This is a genomic window from Rhodococcus sp. BP22 (genome assembly GCF_014281965.1).
In the GTDB taxonomy this organism is placed as follows: Bacteria; Actinomycetota; Actinomycetes; order Mycobacteriales; family Mycobacteriaceae; genus Rhodococcoides.
Genome location: NZ_JACFTB010000002.1, coordinates 440437 through 456401, shown reverse-complemented (window position 1 = coordinate 456401; position 15965 = coordinate 440437). Strand labels below are relative to the sequence as shown.

The following is a 15965-nucleotide window of genomic DNA, read 5'->3' as shown; positions in this document are numbered from 1 at the left end:
AATGTCCGCCATCGAACTGCATGCCGTCCACCTCGACTACCCCGGTGGCAACACCGGCCTGCAGAACGTCGACCTCGAGATCGCCGACGGTGAATTCTTGGCGCTGGTCGGGCCGTCGGGCTCCGGGAAGACAACGTTGCTGCGCACAATTGCAGGTTTTCTCGAGCCGACGTCGGGAACCGTATCTATCGCCGGCGATGTCGTCGCCGGGGCGGGACGGACGGTTGCGCCGGAGGACCGCGGTCTCGGCATGGTGTTCCAACAGCATGCACTGTGGCCGCACCGGAACGTCGGCAAAAATGTTTCTTACCCCCTCGAGCTGGCGAGAATCCCACGAGGCGAACGGTCGAAGCGCGTTGCGGAGGTGTTGGAACTGGTTGGACTGCCTGGCCTCCAAGACCGCGACCCGGCGACGTTGTCCGGCGGTCAAAGACAACGCGTCGCGCTGGCGAGAGCACTTGTCCGGTCGCCACGCGCCCTCCTGCTCGACGAGGCGCTGTCCGCACTGGACGAACCCTTGCGTGATCGGCTGCGCCTCGAACTGCGGGCGCTGACGAAGGCAGCGGGGCTCACAGTTGTCCATGTGACCCACGACCGGACCGAGGCACTGGCGCTCGCCGACCGTGTCGTGATTCTCGACGGCGGTGCCGTCGCGCAGATCGGGACACCGAAGGAGGTCGTGGAACGCCCCTCGTCGGCCTTTGTCGCGCAATTTCTCTCCGACGCCAACCTGATCGCAGGCAGTATCGACGGCGGTCGATTTCACGCCGACAATCATCCGATCGAAGTGTCCTCCGACCTCATCGATGGGGTCACCGCAGGAAGGGGCACGCTGGCCATCCTGCCGTCGGATATCGAACTCAGCACCGCGTCTTCTCACGACTGCGCAACCGGCGTCGTGACGTCCTCGTTGTTCGGGCGTGAGCGCAGCGATGTCGTCGTCGAGTCTCACGGGGTGTCGTTTCGCTGCTCCGTCTACGGACGTCGGCCTGCTGTCGGCGACGCGGTCACCATGACTGCGCGGCGGGGCATTTTCGATCCGGCCCGGTAGACGCACACGGCCCTTGCCGTTCCGTTGCTCGGCTTTCGAGTCGAATATCGGAATCCGGCTGTCCCCCTGCGCGAAAAGGTTTCCAGCACCGGTATTCTCGCCGGTTCCGTTGCTCACATAGCTGCGTGGTCGCAGCCCTGGAGCGCAACTGACGGGCTAGGCTCGAAGTGTCCGACGGGCCCGATAGTCCGGGGCTCGAGGGCCGGCGGTGTCGGCGGATCCTGGTCCAGTCGGGGACTGGGACGCGGCGCCGAGTGAAGCTATGAAGGAGCGAAATTTTATGAACACTGTGTTGCCTGTGGTTGCTGGAGTCGACGGGTCACCTGCCTCGCTGGACGCGGCGGTGTGGGCAGCGAACGCCGCGAAACGCCGTGGCTTGCCGCTACTTCTGGTGTCGGTCACGCCGGTCTCGCCTGGTGTTCTGAGTGTTCTGGTGCCGTTGCCGCAGGAGTTCTACGATGACCAACGCCAGCTGACGACAAACGTGTTGCAGGAGGCAGTCGCACGGGTGCGCGCAGAACTCGGCGACGACGCGCTGGAGATCGAAACGAAGGCAGTCACCGGAATGCCGGCGGCGGAGTTGCTGGCGTTCTCGAAGCAGGCCGCAATGATGGTCACGGGTACACGTGGGCTCGGGGAGCTGACCGCGGGGTTGGCCGGCTCGGTGAGCTCGGCGCTGATCGGGCATGCGGGGTGTCCGGTGGTGGTCATCCATGGTGGCAAGCCGCAGTCGAACGCCAGCGAAGGCCCGGTAGTGGTCGGAGTCGATGGCACCGACAACAGTGTCCCGGCAGTGGCGGCCGCGTTCGAGGAAGCGGCATTGCGTTCAGTGGACTTGATTGCGGTGCATGCCTTTTCGGATGTGCTGTTGGCGTCGTGGTTCGAGGACGACTGGGTGTCGATCGAAGAGGCGGAGCGCGCGGTGCTGTCCGAACAACTCGCCGGCTACGCCGACCGGTATCCGGATGTGAAGGTACGTTCGGTCGTGTCGAAGGACCGCCCGGTGAACTCTCTGCTCGAGCACGCCGACCAAGCGTCGTTGATCGTGGTCGGTAGCCGCGGGCGGGGTGGATACATGGGCATGTTGTTGGGTTCGACCAGCCGCGCGATCGTGCATACCGCCGAAGTGCCGGTCATGATCGTCCGGCACTGACTACAAGTGTTGGCGACGAAGGTGCTCGAGAAACTCTTGACGAGAGTCGCGGCCGGCCTGTCGTTGTCGAGCAGAGGCGTCGAGGTGGGCGCGTAAATCGATGTGCCAGCGGCCGGTCGCAGTGTTGATGCGATCGGCCAATGTCGTCAGTTGCGTCAGGGTCGCGGTGATGGTGGCGTCGACGTCGTCACCGCGGAGATGATCGCCCGAGATCGTCAGCACGAACAGCGGCCCGGCACGGAAAAGATGGTGCGAGAGGGCGCCGTGAACACTCGCATGAAACGGCGGTGAGTCCGCGGGGCGATAGTTCCACAGAAAGTGCGGGCCGGTGACAGCGATGTCGACGACCACCCGGGGTCGGTGGTGGGATTCGCCGTCGGCAGTCTGGACGACGGCGTCGCCCGGTCGGGATTCGGAGAGCTCACTGCGACGGGGTACGCCCAGTGGTTCGAGAGCGAACTCGGTACATACATGGTCGATGGCGGCGGTGGGATCGGCCATGAAGCGGGCCTCGTCGATGTTCTCCAATGCCGCGTGGGCAGATGCGAGGCGCTCCCTCAGGAACTGCTCGAGATCGTTGTTCTGAAGTCCGCCCACGCACTGATCATGCCTCGAGTTCGCGCCATCACTCTTCGGGGCTCCGTGCTTCGGTCGTCAGCTTCCTGGCATCCGACGCGTACTCACACTCGTGGGGGTAGTAGAGAGTGTCGCCACCTGCATGTTTGGCTGCATACATCGCGGTGTCCGCGCGGGCGTAGACCGCGTCGAACGTGGCGAGGAGATCAGACGCGTCGGTGTGCGCGACTCCGATACTCACGGTAACTCCAGGATCCAATTCTGGGGCCAAGCGCGCCTGCAACTCGTCGGCCTGCGCGATGGCGGCGGCCGGGTCGATGGAAGTGACCACCGCGAATTCCTCACCACCGGTGCGGGCCGTGACAGCCGGAGGTCCGAACGCCGCGTAAATCGCATTCGCGACGGCGCGCAGCACGGCGTCACCGTGAGCATGGCCATGTCGATCGTTGACGGCTTTGAAGTCGTCGAGATCGATGACCATCACCGTCACCACCCCCACCCGATCGCCGATCTCGGTGATCGCAGCGGCGAGCCCTCGCCTGTTGTGAAGCCCGGTCAATGGATCGAAGAGTGCCGCCGATGCGTCCCGGCGCAGCATCAGCAACAGGACATAAGAGAACATGGGCGCAGAGAACAACAACAAGATCAACAGAACCAGATATGCGCACGCAACGACGACGTCTCCTCCTGGCTCTGCCAGCGCACACACGAACAGGACACCGACTATCACGGCAGCCCAGGCCTGGTGGACGACTATCATCTTGGGGCCATGAAAGACCGCTATATATGTGCCGTTCACCGCTAGCCCTGCGGCGCAGGGCAACGCAACGAACGAATCGGCGAGCATCAGCAACGCTGCGGCAATGCCGATTTCGATCACGGCGACGAACACACGTGAGTAGTTTTCGGTAGGCCACGGCCCGCGCATCCACAACGCGCCGAGCACTACCCCGATGGCCGCAAGCCCCCAGGCCAGAACCTGTCCGAACCCGTCGGGCACTCCTGCTGGAGTGAAAGTCATCAAAGCGCACAACACGGCGTACAGCCAGCACCAGGTTCCCAACGCGAAGCGAGCGTGCCGCAGAAGCGGACTGGAGCGCCGATAGGCGACGGTCCAGGTGGGGTCGGCGGGTTGAGACCACCATCGTGTGAACGCGGACATACTCGGAAGAGCCTTTCGTACGAGAGGGTTCTGTTACTACAGCCCGAAATGTGTGGGCCGACCCCCTCGTCCGCAGCAACGTACCCCATTGTGACAGAGACAAGGACGAACGGTTCGGTAGCGAGGCCAGCCGATCGGGTGCGCAACCAGACATGATCGCGGCGCTGTGACGAACAAGATTGCCAAAATAGTTGTTTACCTCAGCTATGTATCTATATGGTTGCGTACAGCAAGTAATTTACATTGACCGTTGGAGCACTCATGGCAGTAGCAACCACCACAGCAGAATCGCTTGTCGAAGAGGTTTTCCGCTTCGCTCGCTCTCTGCGACGTGCCGTGACCGCCGGTGACGACAGCTCGCCTCTACCGCAAGCGTTGACCGGCGTACTGACAATCCTCGCGACAGAGGGTGAGTGCCGGCAGACCGACCTCGCCAACAAAGTGTGCGTCAGTCAGTCGGCCCTCAGCCGACAGATCGCAGACCTCGTCGAATTGGGCCTTGTCGACAGGAAACCCGACCCCGACGACAAACGCGCCTCCCGCGTCTGTGTTTCGGCAGAAGGTCAGCAGAAGTTGACGGCGATCTGGAACCGCCGCGCCCGGCAACTACGGGAGTTGCTGTGCGATTGGAGTGAGGACCAAGCACTCGACGCACTCCAATCGGTCCGCCGACTCAACAACACATTTACCGAAGACGCGCTCGCTCAGCACGACGTAGCGCACTTGAAATTGATTGCGAGATGACCCTATGACCACAGGTACCGACGCTCCGCCAGCAAAGGCAGTGGCAGATCCGGACGCGATGACCCACCGGCAGATCCTCGAGGCCCTCATCGGCCTTCTTGCCGCGTTGTTCACCGCACTGCTGAGTACGACCATCGTCGCGACTGCACTGCCCACTATCATCAGTGACCTCGAAGGTTCACAGACTGCGTACGCATGGGTTATAACGTCCACGCTCCTTGCCAATGCCGCCTCGACCCCCATCTGGGGTAAGCTCGCCGACCTCTTCAACAAGAAGGTGCTCGTCCAATCGGCGATCGTCGTCTTCGTCCTCGGCTCGATCCTGGCCGGCTTCGCGCACAATGTTCCGGTATTGCTGGCTGCCCGTGTAGTTCAGGGCATCGGCATGGGCGGGTTGACAGCACTCGTCATCGCCATCATCGGAACCATCGTCTCTCCGCGTGACCGTGGCCGCTACTCCGGCTACACCGGTGCTGTCATGGCTGTGTCCATGTCCGGTGGTCCGATCCTGGGCGGCGTCATCGTCGACAGCCCCCTCGGCTGGCGCTGGTGCTTCTTCGTCTGCGTGCCTTTGGCCGTCATAGCCCTCATCTTGGTACAGCGGACACTGCACGTTCAGACCGTCCGTAAGCAGAACGTTGCCATCGACTGGCTCGGCGCACTCCTCCTCACAGCGGGTGTATCCGTTCTCCTGATCTGGGTTTCGTTCGCCGGCAAGGCCGACTACTACGCCTGGTTCTCGCGTGAGACCGCAATGCTCGTCGGCGGTGGCCTGCTACTCCTCGTGTTGACAGTTATCGTCGAATCACGACACTCGTCACCGATCATCCCGCTCAAAATCGTTACCGAGCGCACCACCGGGCTGGCAATTATCGCGTCCATTGCAGTCGGTGTCGGCCTCTTCGGAGCGACCACGTTCCTCGGACAGTACTTCCAGACCGCACGCGGTTACTCCCCCACCGATGCCGGATTGCTCTCCATTCCAATGGTGTTCGGTACGCTCGTCGCCTCCGTCGGATCCGGACAGTTGATCACCAAGTTCGGGAAGTGGAAGCCGTTCATCACCACCGGTGCGGTATTGCTGGTCATCGGATTCGTTCTCCTCGGCACGATCGACCATCAAACCAGCCTGTGGACAGTCAGTGGGTTCACCGTCATCGTCGGCCTCGGTACCGGCATGCTGATGCAGAACCTCGTTCTCGCCGTTCAGAACACGGTCAGCGTGCACGATGTAGGCGCGGCATCCTCGACCGTCGCGTTCTTCCGTACCTTCGGTGGCGCAATCGGCGTCTCCGTTCTCGGATCTCTGCTGGCGACCCGCGTCGCGGAGAAGTCCGCAACAGGTCTGGCCGAACTGGGGGTCGACACCTCGGGCGGCGGCGGATCATCGTTGGATCTCGACGTGCTGCCACCACCGGTCGCATTGGTCATTCGTACCGCCTACGGTGACGCGACAGGACGCATCTTCCTCATCGCCGGATTCGTTGCCATCGTCACGTTGATCGCAGTCCTGCTGATCCCGAACCGTCCACTACGTCAGACGATCGACATCGCACAGGCTCCTGAGCCCGGTGAGCAGCCCGCCGAGATCCCGTCCTTCGGTACTGCTCGCGAATACTTGGCACCGGAGATCGACGAACGCGATGTCAGCGGCCGCCACGAGGCGCCGACAGGATCGGTACCGTTCGCCGGTCTGAGCGTCGACGCCCGCGATCGTCTGCTCACCCTGCTGCTCCCCGAGCCCAAGGGCACTCTCGAAGCGCTCGACGAGGCCGAGGCCATCCGCGCTCAGGTCGTTACCCTGCAACAGGAACTCGATGCCAAGATGCTCGATTTCGATGCAGTGTGCGAGCGGCTCCGGCGCCTCGGACTCAGCGAGGACCAGATTGCACGAGTTCTCGGTGACAGTCACATTCCGGACCCTCACCTGAATTACGTGAGTTCGGAGTCGAACGGCTACCGCGCCGACTAGTCCACGAACAAGGAAGGGCCCCACACCGAATGGTGTGGGGCCCTTCCTTGTTCCGCATCAGGATTCCCGCCCGAACCTCGCACCCTTTTTACCGACCTGCGCGCCACATTCGCGTCCGAGCGGGGGTGCACGGTTCACAAAAAGGGTGCGAGGTCAGCAGAAAGTACTACCGACCCGGGATGTACTGCAGAGCCTTCACGAACGGAGGCATGATCTTCGCCCAGAGCTTCGGGGAAATCCCGCGCGGCCCACCGAGGTTGAGCAGCCGCGTCGTCGCGACGGTCTGAGACTCGGTGTACTTGAGCAGCCCTTCCGGTCCATGACGACGGCCCACGCCGGAGACTCCCATGCCACCCATCGGGGCGCCAGTCGATCCCCAAGCCGGGGCGTAACCTTCGTCGACATTGACAGTTCCCGAGTGCAGGCGCACAGCGATCGCTTCGCCCTGCGCCTTGGTCTTGGCCCACACACTGCCGTTCAGGCCGTATTCGGTGTCGTTGGCCTTGGCAATGGCTTCCTCGACGTCGGCGACGGGGTAGATGGACACGAGCGGCCCGAAAGTTTCGTTCGCGGCGCACTCCATGTCCTCGGTGACGCCGGTGAGTACGGTGGGCTCGTAGAACAGCGGTCCGACATCGGGTCGCGCCTTGCCGCCGGCAATCACCTTGGCGCCCTTGGTCTTGGCATCGTCGACGTGGGCCGAGACGGTCTCGATCTGATCCTTGGAAACGAGGCTCCCCATCTCGATACCGAACTCGTAGTCGGCGCCGAGTGACATGTTGCGGACGCGCTCACCGAACGTGGCGGTGAACTCATCGGCGATCGACTTCTCGACGTAGATCCGTTCGATAGCAATACACAGCTGGCCCGAGTTGGAGAAGCAGGCGCGTACTGCCGCGTCGGACACGGTCCGAAGGTTGGCGCCCTGGGCGACGATCATGGCGTTCTTGCCACCGAGTTCGGCGGAGAAGCCGATGAGTCGACGCCCCGCCTGCTCGGCAAGCAATTTGCCCGTCGCGCTGGATCCGGTGAACATGAGGTACTCGGTGTTCTCGACAAGGGCGGTACCGACGACGGAGCCGGGCCCGGGAACAACGGCGAGCAGGTCACGCGGCAGGCCGGCCTTGTAGAGCAGTTCGACGACAGCAAGAGCGCAGTAGGGCGTCTGGGAGTCGGGCTTGAGTACGACGCCGTTGCCTGCCAGCAGGGCCGCGATGGCATCGGACACCGCAAGAGTCATCGGGTAGTTCCACGGCGAGATGACGCCGACGATGCCCTTGGGCTGGTAATGGACGGTGGTCTTCGTCAGCACAGGAAGCATGCCGGTGACGCGCTTGGGCGCCAGGAGCTTGGCTGCCACACGGGCGTAGTGCCGCGCGGTCATCGCGATGTCCAGCACTTCTTCTTGAGCGGCGGCACGGGACTTACCGGTCTCGGCCTGAGCCATGTCCATCAGCTCGTCACGATGCGCCAACACCAGGTCGCGGTACCTGTGGAAGATTTCGGCTCGCTCGGACACCGGGCGTTTCGCCCACGCCTTCTGCGCGATGCGAGCCCGCGCGATGGCGTCGGTGGCGTCGGCGGCGGTACCGACCGGAATGGTCGCCAGTTCCTTACCCGTGAACACCTCGGTGATCGACTTCGTCGGGCGGTCGGCGGCATTGGGGATTGCGATGAGTTCAGCGAGCCTGGAGAAGGTCGCAGTGGACGGAGCTGGCATATCGTTACCCCTACTGGTGAGTAGTTCTTGGAGTTACACCTAACGTACCTGGTCGGTGGCTCGGAATACCTAGGGCAGTGGCCACGGTGTACCAGTTGTTGCCTGCGGGGATGGGATCCCACTCACAATGCGCGCAAGTGGAACACCATGCTCACCCTCGGGGGTTGCGCCGCGAGGTATGGCACCATGGGGATCGGTCTTTCCTAGGCGTCGGGGCGCTCGAAGACGATCAGGGTGGGGACTTCATGCGTAGGACATTCGTTCTGACAGGCGCAGCAGCACTGATGCTCGCTTTCACACCGATGGCAACAGCAGATCCCGTCGGAGACATCATCGCTCCCCCTGCCGATCCGTCCGCATACTTGCCGACGCCGCTCGAAGATCCATGGTTCACCCCGCCCGCCGGGTACGACACCAGCGAGCCTGGAGCAGTCCTGAGCACCAGAAATGTTGCAGTGCAACCAGGTACGACGTCAACGCAAGTACTGTTCCGATCCACCGACTCGAAGAACAATCCCATCGCAGCTGCCACGACGGTCATCGTCCCGGACGGCCCATGGACCGGTGACGGCCCGCGTCCAGTCGTCGCATACAACGAGGCGACCGATTCGCTCGGCAATGCGTGCGCACCCTCCTACACGCTCCCGCGGGGTACGAACAAGGAGCTCGATCGAATTCAAGAGCTACTCGCGCGCAACTATGCCGTCGTGGTCACCGACTATCAGGGTCCGCGGCAGGCCTACTCCGCCGGACTCGTCGCCGGCCGCACGGTGCTCGACGGCCTCCGCGCATCGCACAGTGTTGGCGTCGACGCCGATGCTCCGGTCGCCATCACCGGCTACTCGGGTGGGGCAATAGCGTCGGGGTGGGCAGCTCAGTTGGCGCCGAAGTACGCGCCGGAGCTCGATATCGTCGGCGTCGCATTCGGCGGGCCGCCGACCGACTACAAGATTCTGCAGCGTTCGCTCAACGGCGGGATCGGGTCCGGCCTGTTCACCGCGGCGACGATCGGGTTGTCCAGGGAGTACCCGGAGATGCGCACGCTGGCCAACGACGACGGCAAGCGATTGGCACTGGTGCAGAAAGACCAGTGCGTCGATGTGCTGTCCTACAGCGGATTGCTGCTGTTCGACCAGCAGAACTTGTCCAACGTCCCCGACGTGTTCGACCATCCGATTACTCGCACAGTGATCGAGGAGAATCGCATGGGCCAGATCGCGCCCGAGGCGCCCACATACATCTATCAGGGCCTGCAGGACGATTTGATCCCCAAGGAGGGCGCGGAAGCCGTCCAGGACCAGTGGTGCGCGGCAGGCGCGTCGGTGCATCTCGAGGAGATCCCCGGCGATCACTCGGCAGCCGAGGGTAGCGGACGGCCAGGCGCATTCGACTGGATCTCGCAGCGTTTGGCGGGCGTTCCGACCGGTGGATGCGAAAGAGTGATTCGCTGAGTACTTGACCCTCACGCCACGGAAGGCTGCACGGTGTCCTTTGTGAGCGATTCAGAAGGCATGAAGGTGGGCGAGGTCGCCCGCCTGGTCGGGATCAGTGTTCGGGCACTGCACCACTACGACGAGATTTCGTTGGTGGTGCCCTCCGGACGTACGACCAAGGGCTATCGCAGCTACTCGGCGGAAGACGTGGAACGGCTTCATCAGGTGCTGACCTATCGCGAACTCGGGTTCACGCTCGAGAACATAGCCACCCTTCTGGACGATCCGACGGTCGACGCGATGGCACATTTACGCCGTCAGCGCACGTTGCTGGACCAGCGGATCGAACGCTTGCACGAGATGGCTGCAGCCGTGGACAAAATGATGGAGGCGAAGAAAGTGGGAATTCAATTGACACCGCAGGAGCAGCGCGAGGTTTTCGGCGACGACTGGCTCGGTGACGAATACGCCGCCGAAGCCGAGGAACGCTGGGGAGAAACGGAGCAGTGGAAGCAGTCCCAGTCACGTACCGCGCACTTCACCAAGGACGATTGGAAGCTGATCAAGGACGAGACCGACGCAATGGAGCTCGATCTTGCGGCGGCCCTCGCGGCCGGTACCGCACCGGGATCGACGGACGCCAATGTACTGGCAGAGCGGCACCGCGCCAGCATCGCGCGCTTCTACGACTGCAGCTACGAAATGCAGGTCAATCTTGCCGAAATGTACTTGACGGACGAAAGATTCACCAAACATTACGACGCCATCGCCCCGGGGCTGGCTCAGTATCTGCGTGACGTGATCGTCGGCAACGCCGAGGGGCAATAGAAGATTCACCGAAGTCAACGCCACGGGATCGTATATGGCTTGTCGTCGTCGGGTGGCAGTGCGGGTGGAGGCGAGAACCAAATCAACAGCGGATCGCGTTTCAGCTCTTCGACTTCCGGAGGTACGGGGAGCGACAGTGTTTCGATCTCGTCCCATCTGCACTCGCCCGCCCCTACGCGCGCCGCGTACGCCCTCAGTTCCGCGGAGGCACCGGGTAGTGATGCAATGTCGTACATCATCGAACCGGTGACCAATCGCGGTTGGTCGAACAACGGCAGCGGAGCGGATTCGACCTGGGCGCGCGTCTGAGCCATTCGATCCAATGCGTCGGACATCTTCCGCAGCGCTTGTCGCAGAACAGGATCATCGGGTTCGATCATGCGTCTGCCCACGGTTCGTCACCTGTACCGAGCGAATACGGATCCTTCGGCACTTCGTACACCGGGCTCGCATCGGCAGTGTTCTTGATGTCCAGCAAAAGCTTTGCATCTTCGATTTTTTCCGTGATGGGCGCCAGCTTCTGTTCGAACTGCTCGTTCATGTACCCAGTCGGACTGGTTACGAGCGACAGAAATTCCTTGAACGCGTCAGTGATCGTACGGATGGAGTCGACGAGTTTCATGCCCAGGTCGTAGCCGGTCCGCAGAATCTCCCAGATTCTCCACAACTGATACGCGGCCCCCGCAAAGGGAATCTTCTTCGACAAAAAGTCGACTACCCTTGCCCCGCTGGTCAAGTCGAATTCTTGCTCGATCATCTCGCGGACCTTTGTCACCAGTACGCGGATCGAGTTGCTGATTTCTTCTGCCGCGCGTTCGGCGACAGCTTGAATGACACGGCCACACGCCCCCTCCCACTGCATCGCGGCAACTTGCTTTGTCGCGTATTCGCTGTAAGCAACGGCCGCCATTCCGTCCCAGAACTCATCGACACGTGCAGTTCCCTGGGCGAGTGCGTCTCCACCCTTTTCCATCGCTTCACCCGCGATTCGATAGGTCCAGCCCAATCGCAACAAGTCGTTCCAGTTGCCACCGACGGGCTCGACGAGTTGCCGAAGCGGACTTTGTCCGATCATCGCTTCGATTGCGTCATCGATGTCACCGAGCCATCCAGCAGCATCGGCGATTACTGCGGCCAGATCGTCCGGAAGGCTTTCCGGCGGTGGGTAGTCGATTCCTTCAGGATGTCCGTAGTCCGCGGGATCGCCGAAAAGCTCCGCGGCACCGACCGCAGGCCGTTTCGAATCACCCCGGTCTCTTTCAGGGTGCGGAAAGGGGAGGAGCTGCGTGTGTGCATTCAGCGCCTCGTAGTTGTTCTTCTCCTGATCCGCATACAGCCAGGCCGCGATGTTCAGCTTGTCGCCCAACTCGGTGCAATTCGCCGCCAGATGGACGTGTCTGTTTCGCCACGCGTTCCGAATATCGTCCAATGGATCGAGAAGAGACCCGAAAATCTCGCCCTGATACGCACCGGCGGGACCAGCGTGCTCGTTGAAATACTTGTACGACGTCAGCGTCTGAAGTCCGATTTCGGACACCGCCCGGCCGAGTCCTGAGACCTCATCTGGAAATGCTTTGAACTTCTCCATTGGAAAATTCCTCGTTGCTCACGTGCGACGTAGCGTAGACACAATCTGGTCGATCTTGTTCCGTGAGAGCGATCCGTCGAGCTGCTCATACGAAACGATCATGAACACGGCAACGGTCGCATTCGAATAACCCTGAGTTGCAACAATATCGAGCGACGCCGCGATCGGATCGCAGTCGAACTCACGAGCGAGGTTCGATGCCTTCGCGGTGTAGCGAACCGCAGGTGCACCATCGACCTCGAACTCGATTGGAGCCGAGTATTCGATCTTCACAGCATCATTCGGTTCGTTTCGAAAAATCAGCTCAGCTGAACGGCTGACGTCGAATGCTGCTGCCGAAACGTCGACTCCGTGGCGGCCCGTAATTCCGGTGTCTGCTTTCGTTGCCCCGTCGCGGTGTTCTGGACAGTAGTCGTAACCGTAATCGGCGATGTCGCCGAACCTGACCGATTCTTCCCCAGCCGCCCATCCCCTCACTCCACCGCGATGGAACCGCCAATCTCCCGGCACCGTGTAGCTGAGGCCGTACTTGGTGTCAATCGGTATCGGATCACCTTCGGGAACTTCGATCTCCGGCGGCGCATATTCCATCGACGGGAACCCCGGTGGCGGACCTGCGACCGTACTGGTCGGCGACGAAGAGGTTTTCGGCGCAGCAACACTCGTGACCGGAGCAGCGACACCTTCGTACCTATCAGGAGTATCGGGCCCCATCTTGGGCAACAGAATACCCGCCAGGACGAACAGCCCCAGCAACACCGCGATACGAAAAAGCCGCATTTTCAAGCTCAAGTACAACTCCCCCCGAAGACGCCACAAACTAACACGACCTACCGTCGTTCCCTGGTCGCAGTGGCGTACATGGGTGGATACTCCGGTGATGACCCTGACGGTTCGCTCGGCGATGCTGTCCGCCGCCATCGGCAAGGCGAGTGGTTTCCGCAGCTCGGTAGGAATCAGCGCCGGTCTGCTGATCTTGTTCGGCGGTACCGAGTACAGACGCCTGGCCGTCGCAGGGTCCCTATTCGCGATTGCCGGTGAGATCGTGATGGACAAATTGCCGTCGACGCCGTCAAGACTGAGCCCACCCGCTCTCGGGGGGCGGATCGGTGCCGGTGCCGGGGCGGCATTCGCCATCGCACGACGTCGAGACGAAGACACGATCCCGGCAGCGATCATCGGCGGGCTATCGGCTATCGCAGGTTCATACGCAGGTCACGCGTATCGCGGGCGGGCGTCGACGCGGATTCCGCCGCTGGCCGCTGCCGTCATCGAGGACCTGGTTGCCTTGGTGATCGGGGCCGCGGTTGCCAAGGAAGTGCTGGCGTAAGGTCGAGACTTGTGAAGCCGAATTTCTGGCAGTACCTGGGTTACCAGCTTGGCCGAGTGCTTCCGCCGCCGATGCACGATTGGGTTCGCGAGGACCTCGTCGGTAGTGGCGCCCAGGCCCGCTACCTGATCCGATTCTCGCTGCCGATCATCCCGCTACTGTGTCTGTTTCTGCTCTTGCCCGGCCCGTTGTGGATCGGTCTGGCGATGATGGCTTTGCTGTTCATTCCGCTGGTCTATTTCGCGATCGCGTTGATGAACGTCTACCGGCGCCACCGGTTGTTGGTGCACGGTCTGGATCCGGAGCTTCTCAACGCAAATACTCAACGTAAAATCGATCACACCCGCGAGGACTACGAAAGGCGTCACGGCCGACTGGACTAGGCTGTTCGCCATGACTTCCGTCGAATTCAAGGCAACTGCAGACCTGGCCGACGAGATTGGGCCTGAAATCCGTAGCTGCGACACGCAATTCATCCAGTTCGGCAAGCATGCCGAGTTCGCTGGTCCCATCACCACCATCAAGTGCTTCCAGGACAACCTTCTCGTCAAGCAGACCCTGGGCGAGCCCGGCAACGGCGGTGTTCTGGTGGTCGACGGCGATGCCGGCATTCACACCGCCCTTGTCGGTGACATCATCGCTGGTCGCGGTGTCACCAACGGGTGGGCTGGGATAATCGTCAACGGGGCGATCCGCGATTCGGCGATCCTCCGCACCCTCGATATCGGCGTCAAAGCGCTGGGCACCAACCCGCGCAAGAGCACGCAGACCGGATCCGGGGAGAAGAACGTACCCGTCGAAATCGGTGGTATCACGTTCAATCCGGGTGAAATCGTGTACAGCGACTCCGACGGCGTGGTCGTCGTCTAGCGTCGCGCCGATTCAGCGTGGATATACTCCCCGATTTGGGATTCGAACCGCCTGCAGGGGGTTCGGATCCCTACAAGGGGAGTGAATTGCTCAGCGTGGATGCTCGACCCGCGGTATGCGCCATTCGTCGATCACGAACAGCAGCAACGCCACCAGCAGCATTCCTGCGGCCACCCAGACTGCTCTGTTCTCCAGTACTTCCGACATCCCGGCGCCGAGAATCGCACCGGCAACGAAGCCCAGGATCACCGAGCCGAAGTTGACGGCCCTGGTCCCGGCTGCCTTGTCGCCGTTGGCGATTCGATGGAACAAGGCCTGGGACAGGCTTCGGAGATTTCCGGTTGTCATCGTGGTGTTGTAAGCAGAATCGACAAGGACCCGAAACGTTGTCACCTGCACCGCAGCGACAAATGAAATCAGCACTGTGACAAAGGCATTCGGTACCGTGTCAGGCAGGAAACCGATGATGGCGATGACCAGGATCTCGATGATGAGGACGACCCGGACCGGACGGCGAACGATACGTGCGACGACCGGCCTGGAAATGAACTCGGCGGTGAACACCCCGAGCACGAACGCCACCAGCGGCGGAAGGTATCCGAGAGCAGACCGCCACTGCCCGGACGCCATGTCGATCCCGGAGAGGATGACGTTGGCCGTCTGAGCATTGGCGAACACACCGTCACGGGTGACGAACGTGTAGGCGTCCAGAAAACCTCCGACCGCGGCGAGCAGCACACCGAGGCGCACTGACTCGGAGGTCACCACGGTCGCCTTCGGCACCTCGGAGTCGGTCATCTACGGGCCTTCCACAGTTCGCTTCGCACGGACTCGGTCAGGGTACTTTGTGCGCGAATCCGGGGTCCGCACGCGAACAGTCGCCTCGCTGATTGGTCCACGCGGGAGAACGGTCGTTCTCCCGTCGTCGACTACTGTAGAGAACGTTGGTTCTCGGTGCAAGGAGATGGTCACGATGGAACCGGACAGTGGACGGACTGCCGTCCTGCACGCAGCCGACGAGCTCTTTTATGCACGCGGCGTCAACGCCGTCGGCATGGATGAACTGCGAGCCGCGGCCGGAATCTCCCTCAAACGGATGTACGCACTATTTCCGTCGAAAGCCGAGATCGTCGCTCAGGTACTCGAGGGCCGAACCCGCATGTGGAACGAGGGAATCGCCGCCGAGGCAGCTACGCACGAATCTGCACGCGACAAAGTGCTCTCGATTTTCGACTTCCTCGACGCCTGGTTCCGTGAAGACAATTTTCGAGGCTGCGCGTTCATCAACTCGTTCGGCGAGCTGGGGAGCGTCATGCCCGCTGTGGCCGATGCGGCGCACCGTCACAAGCGTGAATTCGTCGAGTACGTCACCGACTTGGTTGTCGAAGCTGGCGGTCCGAAAACTCTCGGTCTACAGATCGCGTTGCTCGTCGAGGGCGCGCAGACGACCGCAGCCATCTCTGATTCGCCCGAGTCTGCTCTTGCCGCAAAGGCAGCCGCCGCAGTGCTCCTCGATTCGGGGACGCACCCGTAGGCGA

Annotated in this window: 17 protein-coding genes; 10 read left to right on the top strand and 7 right to left on the bottom strand. The window is 61.9% G+C overall.

The features are described 5' to 3' along the window. Window position 1 precedes the first annotated feature (1 nt). Entirely contained in the window at window positions 2-1051 is a 1050-nt protein-coding gene (locus tag H2510_RS06560) for an ABC transporter ATP-binding protein (protein ID WP_186627503.1), read from the top strand. Window positions 1052-1331: 280 nt separating this feature from the next. Next, window positions 1332-2204 (top strand): universal stress protein, encoded by an 873-nt coding sequence (locus tag H2510_RS06555; protein WP_186627502.1) that lies wholly within the window; start codon window positions 1332-1334, stop codon window positions 2202-2204. Here the strand turns inward: H2510_RS06555 and H2510_RS06550 are convergent, their stop codons facing one another. Together H2510_RS06550 and H2510_RS06545 are read right to left on the bottom strand one after the other, a co-directional pair. After that, entirely contained in the window at window positions 2205-2801 is a 597-nt protein-coding gene (locus H2510_RS06550; RefSeq protein WP_186627501.1) for a hypothetical protein, read from the bottom strand. A gap of 28 nt (window positions 2802-2829) precedes the next feature. Further along, window positions 2830-3942: a GGDEF domain-containing protein gene (locus H2510_RS06545; protein WP_186627500.1), complete on the bottom strand. Its 1113-nt coding sequence runs from the start codon at window positions 3940-3942 to the stop codon at window positions 2830-2832. A gap of 261 nt (window positions 3943-4203) precedes the next feature. Between H2510_RS06545 and H2510_RS06540 the strand changes: the two genes are divergently transcribed. Next, complete coding sequence (locus H2510_RS06540; RefSeq protein WP_186627499.1) at window positions 4204-4686, top strand: MarR family winged helix-turn-helix transcriptional regulator; 483 nt, start codon at window positions 4204-4206, stop codon at window positions 4684-4686. A 58-nt stretch (window positions 4687-4744) separates the two neighbouring features. Then, window positions 4745-6658 carry an MDR family MFS transporter gene (locus tag H2510_RS06535; RefSeq protein WP_186627662.1) on the top strand — a complete coding sequence of 638 codons (1914 nt, stop codon included), beginning with the start codon at window positions 4745-4747 and terminating at the stop codon, window positions 6656-6658. A gap of 166 nt (window positions 6659-6824) precedes the next feature. Here the strand turns inward: H2510_RS06535 and H2510_RS06530 are convergent, their stop codons facing one another. Further along, the gene (locus H2510_RS06530; protein WP_186627498.1) at window positions 6825-8378 is read right to left on the bottom strand and encodes a succinic semialdehyde dehydrogenase; all 1554 of its coding nucleotides are present in this window, start codon (window positions 8376-8378) and stop codon (window positions 6825-6827) included. 245 nt (window positions 8379-8623) lie between these two features. On the opposite strand from H2510_RS06530, the gene H2510_RS06525 reads away from it, so the two are divergent. Both H2510_RS06525 and H2510_RS06520 read left to right on the top strand, forming a co-directional pair. Next, a complete protein-coding gene (locus tag H2510_RS06525; RefSeq protein WP_186627497.1) occupies window positions 8624-9829 on the top strand; it encodes a lipase family protein in 1206 nt (401 codons plus the stop codon). 60 nt (window positions 9830-9889) lie between these two features. After that, a complete protein-coding gene (locus H2510_RS06520; RefSeq protein ID WP_186627661.1) occupies window positions 9890-10639 on the top strand; it encodes a MerR family transcriptional regulator in 750 nt (249 codons plus the stop codon). Between the two features lie 14 nt (window positions 10640-10653). Here the strand turns inward: H2510_RS06520 and H2510_RS06515 are convergent, their stop codons facing one another. The 3 genes from H2510_RS06515 to H2510_RS20630 are packed head-to-tail and all read right to left on the bottom strand — an operon-like array spanning window position 10654 to window position 13019. Beyond that, the gene (locus H2510_RS06515) at window positions 10654-11019 is read right to left on the bottom strand and encodes a hypothetical protein (protein WP_186627496.1); all 366 of its coding nucleotides are present in this window, start codon (window positions 11017-11019) and stop codon (window positions 10654-10656) included. Further along, the gene (locus H2510_RS06510) at window positions 11016-12227 is read right to left on the bottom strand and encodes a hypothetical protein (RefSeq protein ID WP_186627495.1); all 1212 of its coding nucleotides are present in this window, start codon (window positions 12225-12227) and stop codon (window positions 11016-11018) included. The genes H2510_RS06515 and H2510_RS06510 overlap by 4 nt, the downstream gene beginning before the upstream one ends. A gap of 18 nt (window positions 12228-12245) precedes the next feature. Next, window positions 12246-13019 carry a hypothetical protein gene (locus H2510_RS20630; protein WP_222438358.1) on the bottom strand — a complete coding sequence of 258 codons (774 nt, stop codon included), beginning with the start codon at window positions 13017-13019 and terminating at the stop codon, window positions 12246-12248. An 88-nt stretch (window positions 13020-13107) separates the two neighbouring features. On the opposite strand from H2510_RS20630, the gene H2510_RS06500 reads away from it, so the two are divergent. From H2510_RS06500 to rraA, 3 genes are read left to right on the top strand one after another with little or no spacing between them, the layout of a single operon-like run. Further along, complete coding sequence (locus tag H2510_RS06500; RefSeq protein ID WP_186627494.1) at window positions 13108-13557, top strand: hypothetical protein; 450 nt, start codon at window positions 13108-13110, stop codon at window positions 13555-13557. Window positions 13558-13568: 11 nt separating this feature from the next. After that, on the top strand, window positions 13569-13940 hold the full coding sequence (locus H2510_RS06495; RefSeq protein WP_136170519.1) for a DUF5313 family protein: 372 nt from the start codon (window positions 13569-13571) through the stop codon (window positions 13938-13940). 10 nt (window positions 13941-13950) lie between these two features. Continuing rightward, window positions 13951-14427 (top strand): ribonuclease E activity regulator RraA, encoded by a 477-nt coding sequence (gene rraA / locus H2510_RS06490; protein WP_186627493.1) that lies wholly within the window; start codon window positions 13951-13953, stop codon window positions 14425-14427. Between the two features lie 90 nt (window positions 14428-14517). Here rraA and H2510_RS06485 read toward each other — a convergent pair whose 3' ends face one another. Next, the gene (locus tag H2510_RS06485; RefSeq protein ID WP_186627492.1) at window positions 14518-15225 is read right to left on the bottom strand and encodes a YoaK family protein; all 708 of its coding nucleotides are present in this window, start codon (window positions 15223-15225) and stop codon (window positions 14518-14520) included. Between the two features lie 175 nt (window positions 15226-15400). Between H2510_RS06485 and H2510_RS06480 the strand changes: the two genes are divergently transcribed. Next, window positions 15401-15961, top strand: coding sequence for a TetR/AcrR family transcriptional regulator (locus tag H2510_RS06480; RefSeq protein WP_222438357.1), 561 nt, complete (start codon window positions 15401-15403; stop codon window positions 15959-15961). The last annotated feature ends 4 nt before the right edge of the window (window positions 15962-15965 follow it).

What these genes read in the sequence shown, in the direction of transcription:
- H2510_RS06555 (WP_186627502.1), top strand. Translation starts at nt 1,332, where the DNA reads ATGAACACTGTGTTGCCTGTGGTTGCTGGAGTCGACGGGTCACCTGCC.
- H2510_RS06540 (WP_186627499.1), top strand. Translation starts at nt 4,204, where the DNA reads ATGGCAGTAGCAACCACCACAGCAGAATCGCTTGTCGAAGAGGTTTTC.
- H2510_RS06500 (WP_186627494.1), top strand. Translation starts at nt 13,108, where the DNA reads ATGACCCTGACGGTTCGCTCGGCGATGCTGTCCGCCGCCATCGGCAAG.
- H2510_RS06530 (WP_186627498.1), bottom strand. Translation starts at nt 8,378, where the DNA reads ATGCCAGCTCCGTCCACTGCGACCTTCTCCAGGCTCGCTGAACTCATC.
- H2510_RS06545 (WP_186627500.1), bottom strand. Translation starts at nt 3,942, where the DNA reads ATGTCCGCGTTCACACGATGGTGGTCTCAACCCGCCGACCCCACCTGG.
- H2510_RS06525 (WP_186627497.1), top strand. Translation starts at nt 8,624, where the DNA reads ATGCGTAGGACATTCGTTCTGACAGGCGCAGCAGCACTGATGCTCGCT.
- H2510_RS06510 (WP_186627495.1), bottom strand. Translation starts at nt 12,227, where the DNA reads ATGGAGAAGTTCAAAGCATTTCCAGATGAGGTCTCAGGACTCGGCCGG.
- H2510_RS06560 (WP_186627503.1), top strand. Translation starts at nt 2, where the DNA reads ATGTCCGCCATCGAACTGCATGCCGTCCACCTCGACTACCCCGGTGGC.
- rraA (WP_186627493.1), top strand. Translation starts at nt 13,951, where the DNA reads ATGACTTCCGTCGAATTCAAGGCAACTGCAGACCTGGCCGACGAGATT.
- H2510_RS06485 (WP_186627492.1), bottom strand. Translation starts at nt 15,225, where the DNA reads ATGACCGACTCCGAGGTGCCGAAGGCGACCGTGGTGACCTCCGAGTCA.
- H2510_RS06535 (WP_186627662.1), top strand. Translation starts at nt 4,745, where the DNA reads ATGACCCACCGGCAGATCCTCGAGGCCCTCATCGGCCTTCTTGCCGCG.
- H2510_RS06480 (WP_222438357.1), top strand. Translation starts at nt 15,401, where the DNA reads ATGGAACCGGACAGTGGACGGACTGCCGTCCTGCACGCAGCCGACGAG.
- H2510_RS06520 (WP_186627661.1), top strand. Translation starts at nt 9,890, where the DNA reads ATGAAGGTGGGCGAGGTCGCCCGCCTGGTCGGGATCAGTGTTCGGGCA.
- H2510_RS06515 (WP_186627496.1), bottom strand. Translation starts at nt 11,019, where the DNA reads ATGATCGAACCCGATGATCCTGTTCTGCGACAAGCGCTGCGGAAGATG.